General features: G+C 42.7%; 8 protein-coding genes. 1 reads left to right on the top strand and 7 read right to left on the bottom strand.

From position 1 onward, the window contains the following. Together H6F44_RS15340 and H6F44_RS15335 are read right to left on the bottom strand one after the other, a co-directional pair. Positions 1-258, bottom strand: a 258-nt coding sequence (locus H6F44_RS15340) for a DUF433 domain-containing protein (RefSeq protein WP_190351902.1), incomplete at its 3' end; no start/stop codon positions are given. A gap of 181 nt (positions 259-439) precedes the next feature. Then, a complete protein-coding gene (locus H6F44_RS15335; RefSeq protein ID WP_190351901.1) occupies positions 440-817 on the bottom strand; it encodes a DUF433 domain-containing protein in 378 nt (125 codons plus the stop codon). 182 nt (positions 818-999) lie between these two features. On the opposite strand from H6F44_RS15335, the gene H6F44_RS15330 reads away from it, so the two are divergent. Beyond that, positions 1,000-1,788 (top strand): TIGR02391 family protein, encoded by a 789-nt coding sequence (locus tag H6F44_RS15330; RefSeq protein WP_190351900.1) that lies wholly within the window; start codon positions 1,000-1,002, stop codon positions 1,786-1,788. An 82-nt stretch (positions 1,789-1,870) separates the two neighbouring features. On the opposite strand, the gene H6F44_RS15325 is transcribed toward H6F44_RS15330, so the two are convergent. The 5 genes from H6F44_RS15325 to H6F44_RS15305 form a co-directional block, all read right to left on the bottom strand. Further along, a complete protein-coding gene (locus H6F44_RS15325) occupies positions 1,871-2,467 on the bottom strand; it encodes a hypothetical protein (protein WP_190351899.1) in 597 nt (198 codons plus the stop codon). Between the two features lie 66 nt (positions 2,468-2,533). Next, positions 2,534-2,968 carry a DUF4234 domain-containing protein gene (locus H6F44_RS15320; protein ID WP_190351898.1) on the bottom strand — a complete coding sequence of 145 codons (435 nt, stop codon included), beginning with the start codon at positions 2,966-2,968 and terminating at the stop codon, positions 2,534-2,536. Between the two features lie 61 nt (positions 2,969-3,029). Then, positions 3,030-3,404, bottom strand: a complete 375-nt coding sequence (locus H6F44_RS15315) for a hypothetical protein (protein WP_190351897.1) — start codon at positions 3,402-3,404, stop codon at positions 3,030-3,032. A 155-nt stretch (positions 3,405-3,559) separates the two neighbouring features. Then, a complete protein-coding gene (locus H6F44_RS15310) occupies positions 3,560-5,173 on the bottom strand; it encodes an NAD(P)/FAD-dependent oxidoreductase (RefSeq protein WP_190351896.1) in 1,614 nt (537 codons plus the stop codon). A 61-nt stretch (positions 5,174-5,234) separates the two neighbouring features. Then, a complete protein-coding gene (locus tag H6F44_RS15305) occupies positions 5,235-6,581 on the bottom strand; it encodes a UDP-glucose dehydrogenase family protein (protein ID WP_190351895.1) in 1,347 nt (448 codons plus the stop codon). Between the last annotated feature and the right edge of the window lie 11 nt (positions 6,582-6,592).

Raw genomic sequence — 6,592 nt, 5'->3', positions numbered from 1 at the left:
TCGAATTCCTTTAGCTATGCGCTGACGTTGTTTTAGGTATTCTTCAACCTCTAGTTGATAGCTTAGATAAAAAGCAATAGTGCTATAAACATCTGATAGATCAAGAGATGAGTAGCGAAATACGATTTCTTCAGGTGATAGTCCTTGCTTGTAATTTCCTACAACTGTATCAATGGTTACACGAGTGTTGCCAACCAAAATCACACCATCGGCATTAGTAGATAAGGGAACTGATACTGTACGAGAGGCGGTGAGCATAGCAGTAATAAAACCAAAACATTAACCTCATTTTAGCGTCCAAAAGTAAATGCAGGGTGTGTTAGCATCAGCGTAAAACACGAATTTTGAGCATTAGATAAGGTGCGTTACATTTCATTAACGCACCCTACAAGATCGGCGATCGCACTGTCCTTCAATATTGTGATCGATTAAAAAAAAATCACTGGCTTATTGCTGCTCGTTTAGCTTTACGCGCTTGCAGTTTTTGCCAAGCAGAAGCATATTCAGGCTTTGGCGGCAACTTAGAAATATAAGCAATGCGTTCTTTGTTACGTTCTTCCCAATAATGTCTAATCTCTTCTGCTTGCAATAATACAGTTTGATATTCTGATTCGACTTCTTCGTAGTGAGTGTCGATATAAGACATCGCTGCGTCAAACTGCTCATCAGTTATATAAAACTGATGGCGGATTAAATGGCGAGGATAATTTGCATGAATATAGTCCATTATTTGATACAGGGTTATCCTTGTACCAGAAATTGCCAGACCACGCTCTGTTCGGATAATTGCGGGTTTATTATCAGGAGATAACAGCATATTAATGATGAACTCTTGTTCGTATATAGTTGTTGCTCTCTCCCTATCATATCATCTCCAACTATATTCGCCTTCACGCCAATAAAAATAAGGTGCGTTACATTTCATTAACGCACCCTACAAGATCGGCGATCGCACTGAATCAAGATAATTAAAGAAATTTCTTGTATGGCATAGTTTCAATGTTATTTTTAAGAAATCACAAACAATTAGCTAATCTGTCTTTTGCTATGAACGGGAAAATCGAAGTTCAGTTATCACCACGAGTACAAAAACACTGTCTTAATCTCTGGAAGGATGGTTATCACAAACACGCAGCACGAGAGGCAGTAGTTCAAATTGAATTAGCCCTTAAGGAAAAAGGGATGGTAAGAGACAAAATATTTGGCAAAAGTCTTATTGATAGTCTATTTACTGTTGGTGGTAAACATAAGACAGTTAAACTTCGTGTACCTTTAGGCGAAGATTTACAGGAGCAAGCCAAACATTACTTCTCTTCAGTTTTTGCTTACTACAGAAATTACTTAGCCCATGATGGCAGCAAAGTTGATAGCAGCATAGCCTTACGCATACTTGTAATTGCAAGCGAATTGCTAGACCTAATAGATGCTTCAGCTTTAAGTTACACAGATTTAGGAGGTATTGAAGGATTATTAAAATCTGAAGTATTTGAAGATGAATATCAATTGCTTGGTGTGCTTAAAACTTGTAATGGTTATGCAGTGCTAGGTCATGACGCTGAAGGGCTACGCGAGACAATATTTGAAAATTATGGAGCTTTAGATCATCACTTAGATGCAGTTCTTGAACTCGATTTAGTTCAATACATTATTACAGAGTTTGAAGATTATCCTGAATACGGTAGATATGAGGAGGGAGGTTGGTTGGAGTTATCTGATCTCGGTAAAAAATTTGTTGAAGAGCTTGAGAAGAGTATTGAAAAGATTGAGAAAAGTAATGATAAAAGCTGATTTTTTCGTTGGGGGGAGGAGTAAATGCAGGGTGTGTTAGCGTCAGCGTAACGCACGAATTTTGAACATTGGATAAGGTGCGTTACATTTCATTAACGCACCCTACAAGATCGGCGATCGCACTACCCTCATGGATATATGCGGATCGCATCTGTTTGTATGCAATTGAGCCATACCGAGAAAAAGTCAGCCATTCCTTAAGCTGAGTACGATTTGTTTGAGGACAATCTCTCAAGATTTCATCAACAATCTTTTCCATGCTCCAATCATCAGAAATAGAGCGTGAGTGTGTTGGTCGTTCCTCTAGAATACTTGGAGTATGCCGACCTCCAATATCCTTTAACAAAGTAGATATATCATCAGATAATTTTGTTTGATCTACTTTAACGTTGCCTTGATCAACACGGCTCCAAACATCTGGTAGTGAGACAAGTTGAAATAGCTCACCGCCATAACGAGCAAGGAAAGCATCGAAAATAATACGTTTACCAGATTTACCGCATTGATCCTTTCCAATATTGTCTGCCCATAGATTGGAAAGAGCATCAAAAGAAGCCCACAGTAATACATTAGCTTCATGCTTGTACTTGCCAAGATCTAAGTTGGAAATAAACTGATAGCGTTCTTTCCAATAATCAAAGAAGAGTATAATGCGAAAATTCAAGTTTCTTTCAAGCATAAATTTTAAAAATTAAAGATCGCGGTGATCGCGCCAAAATAGAAAAAAGAGGTAAAACAAGGAGTTTTATAATGATCCTTTAATTTCATCGGCAATCATATTCAATTCTTTCTGAACTAGGCAGCTTGCGTATAAACCGACTGCCATACTCAATATAAATGCAAGACCTCCACTAGCAAAGGCAAGTGCATATGCAAATAAAGTTAATCCAAGAACTGTGCCGCCAAGATTCTTGCTTCGTTCGCTAAGCCTTCTTTTTTCGGTATAGCCTTGTATGTCGTAAGCAAATATTATTTCCCAAACAGCCAGAGCGATACCTAGTGTGATCACCCCTACAACAACAACGACTATTTTTTCGTGCTTTTGTCTGTCAATCAAAAAATTTACATCATCCGTCCATTTTGCCATTAACAAAATTCCGTAAATGCCAAAAGTCACTATTGTAAATATTACAACTTTGCCAAGATCACGTTGTTCTATTGTGTGTGAACTAGAAGTCACGAATTTATTTCTCCTTTACTCTTTGAGAGGTCGTAAGTTTTACGGCATCTTAGCAGATAGACTAAATTATCCTTACTCCAGTAGGCAATTCACCTTGTGCTTCTGACTGATATAAAAGCTCCCTGACTATTTCTGGCTTAGACACACCAATTTCACGAGCAATTTCTAAAGCGTCAATAGTAATGTCTTTATCACTTTCTCTAGACTGTCTAGCAATAGATCTGCTTACGGCAAGTGCAATTTTTCTTCTAGTAGGCTTGTTTTTGTTGAAAAGGTATATAGGAAAAAAAACTAGTGGGCCAAAACAAACTCCTATTGCCATCAAAATAGCTGAGCCACCATCCCACCCTCTACTTAGTGCATCTTGATATGTTGCAACAGCCACACCTACTATAACTAACAGCACAAACAAATTCGTTCCCAAATTTACGTTCATAACTTAATATCTAGCTCCTACACCTTAAGTCCGCATAACGGCTTAATTGAGCGGCAATAGATTACCTTTCAACTCAGCACAAAATCTTTAATATTGTCCGCTCCAATGATGTGTTATGCACCGATCGCTTAACAACTATTCATCTTTGCGATCGCCTACTTTCCCAGCAAACTCAAAGCCACAGCTTCCGCAACCTTGATGCCATCAATACCTGCGGAGAGAATACCCCCCGCATAGCCAGCCCCCTCACCCGCAGGAAATAGCCCTTGCGTATTTAGGCTTTGATAATCGCGATCGCGCTTGATTCTGATGGGTGAAGATGTGCGCGTCTCCACACCCGTGAGCATCGCGTCATCCATCGCAAAGCCATTGATCTGTTTGTTAAAGGCAGGAATTGCTTCACGAATAGCGGCGATCGCATAGTCGGGTAAGGCAGAACTGAGATCACCTAAGCGCACATTAGGGGCATAGGAAGGCTGGACAGTACCGAGGGTTTGGGATGGACGGTTAGCTAAAAAGTCACCCACCAATTGGGCAGGGGCGGCGTAAGTACCGCCGCCTAATTCAAAGGCATGGGATTCTAAACGGCGCTGAAGATCGATACCCGCAAGGGGATGATCGGGATAGTCGACTTCAGGCGTAATGCCCACCACGATGCCGCTATTGGCATTGCGTTCATTGCGGGAATATTGACTCATGCCATTGGTGACAACCCTCCCCTCTTCCGATGTGGCGGCTACCACTAGCCCCCCTGGACACATACAGAAGCTATAGACCGATCGCCCATTTTGGCAATGATGCACTAATTTGTAATCGGCAGCCCCTAGGATTTTATGTCCTGCAAAATCACCATAACGGGCGCGATCGATGATTGGTTGGGGATGTTCAATGCGAAAGCCGATGGAGAAGGGTTTGGCTTCGATATAAACGCCGCGATCATAGAGCATTTGGAAGGTATCACGGGCGCTATGTCCTATCGCCAACACAATATGATCGCTTTCCAGATATTCGCCATTGGCAAGGGTTAGCCCTCTAACTTGTCCAGATTGAATATCAATATCGGTGACGCGACTTTGAAAACGGATTTCGCCGCCAAGGGACTCAATGGTGGCGCGAATATTTTGGACAATGCCAACTAGCTTAAATGTGCCAATATGGGGCTTATTGATGTAGAGAATTTCAGGGGAAGCACCTGCCTTGACAAATTCTGTAAGTACTTTGCGTCCGTAATGCTGCGGATCGCGCACTTGGCTATAGAGTTTGCCGTCGGAAAATGTACCCGCGCCGCCTTCTCCAAATTGGGCGTTAGATTCGGGATTAAATTCGGCTCTTTTTTTCCAAAAATTAAAGGTGTCAACGGTGCGATCGCGCACTGGTTTACCGCGTTCGAGAATAATCGGACGAAACCCCATTTGCGCCAACATCAACCCCGCAAACATCCCTGCGGGTCCCATGCCAATCACAATCGGACGTTTTGTAAAGTGAGATGGTGCTTGAGCTACCATGTGATAGCTCATATCGGGCGTGGGCAGCACATGGGGATCTTTAGCAAAGCGATCGCTTAGTTTCGCTTCTAAATTTGCTTCTATCTCAACATCAACGATATAAACGAGATGAATATCATGTTTTTTACGGGCATCATAACTGCGTTTAAATACAGAAAAACCAACCAATTCTTCGGGCTGAATTTGCAGCTTTTTGAGAATGGCAGTTTTTAAATCTAGTTCAGGATGATCTAACGGAAGTTTGATTTCAGTTAGTCGGAGCATAATTTCACGGAATGTAACAAATGAATAGAGCAGCGCTTCGCGCTGCTCTGTTCATAATATCTTAACGTCCAATGCCGATATATTGATAGCCCAAAGCCTTGAGCGCTTTACCATCAAGGAAATTCCTTGCATCTACGATCACAGGATGCGCCATCAGCGTCAACATCTTGGCATAGTCAATACTCAAAAATTCCTGCCAATCTGTTACCAAGACCACCGCATCACAGCCATCAGCAAGGCGTTCTAAATCAGTCTCCACGATTACATTAGAGAAGCCCTGACGCAATCCTGACTGGGATACTAGCGGATCATAGGCTTTGACCCTTGCACCAAGGCGACTAAGCTGATCGATCAAAGTCAAGGCAGGGGCATCGCGCATATCATCGGTATCGGGTTTAAAGGTCATACCCAATAGTCCGATAGTTTTGCCCTTGAGAATTTTCAAAGCTTGCTGTAACTTCTCAACGACAAGGGTGCGCTGCAATTCATTCACCCTTACACAGGCTTTGAGAATTTCCGTAGAATAGCCGTAGTCTTCGGCAGTGTAAATGAGCGCGGAAACATCTTTGCCAAAGCAGGAGCCACCCCAACCAATGCCAGCTTGCAAGAATTTAGAACCGATGCGCGAGTCTAAACCAATACCCTTAGCAACTTCCTTCACATCAGCGCCAACGCGATCGCAGATATTAGCGACTTCATTGACAAAGCTAATTTTGGTTGCCAAAAATGCATTGGCGGCATACTTGATCATCTCGGCGGAGTTGAGATCGGTGACAACCACAGGCACGGGCGGCAAGTTTTTGTTTTCCGCAAATTCACGATTGATGATGGGCTGGTATAGTTCCTGCATGAGATTCAAGGCGCGATCGCTGCCACTACCAACAACAATGCGATCGGGATTGAAGGTATCATAAACTGCCACACCTTCACGCAGAAATTCGGGATTGCTGACCACATCAAACTGAATTTTATCAATATTGGGTTTACCCGCCATGCCATCAAGAACGATCATGCGTACCCAGTCCCCAGAACCAATCGGCACAGTGGATTTATTGACAATCACGCGGTAGCCTTCCGTCAAGCTCTCACCAATACTCCTTGCCACGGCTTCCACATAGCGCATATCGCTGCGACCATCGGGCAGTGAGGGTGTGCCGACCGCAATAAAGAGAATTTCGCCATGCTGCACTCCTGCGGCGATATCGGTTGTAAATTCAATTTTGCCTTGCCGAATCGATTCGGCGATCACTTCAGGTAAACCTGGTTCATGAATCGGTGATTGTCCCGACTTCATTAATTTAACTTTCTCTTCGTTATTATCCACACAGATTACGTCATGCCCCACATAGGCAAGACAGGCTCCTGTCACCAAACCGACATATCCAGTTCCAATTACACAAACACGCATTCTCAATGACC

Origin of the sequence: Pseudanabaena cinerea FACHB-1277 (assembly GCF_014696345.1) — a bacterium.
GTDB classification, from domain to species: domain Bacteria; phylum Cyanobacteriota; class Cyanobacteriia; order Pseudanabaenales; family Pseudanabaenaceae; genus Pseudanabaena; species Pseudanabaena cinerea.
The sequence above is the reverse complement of the archived record's forward strand: the minus strand, read 5'-3'. Positions and strand labels throughout refer to the sequence as shown.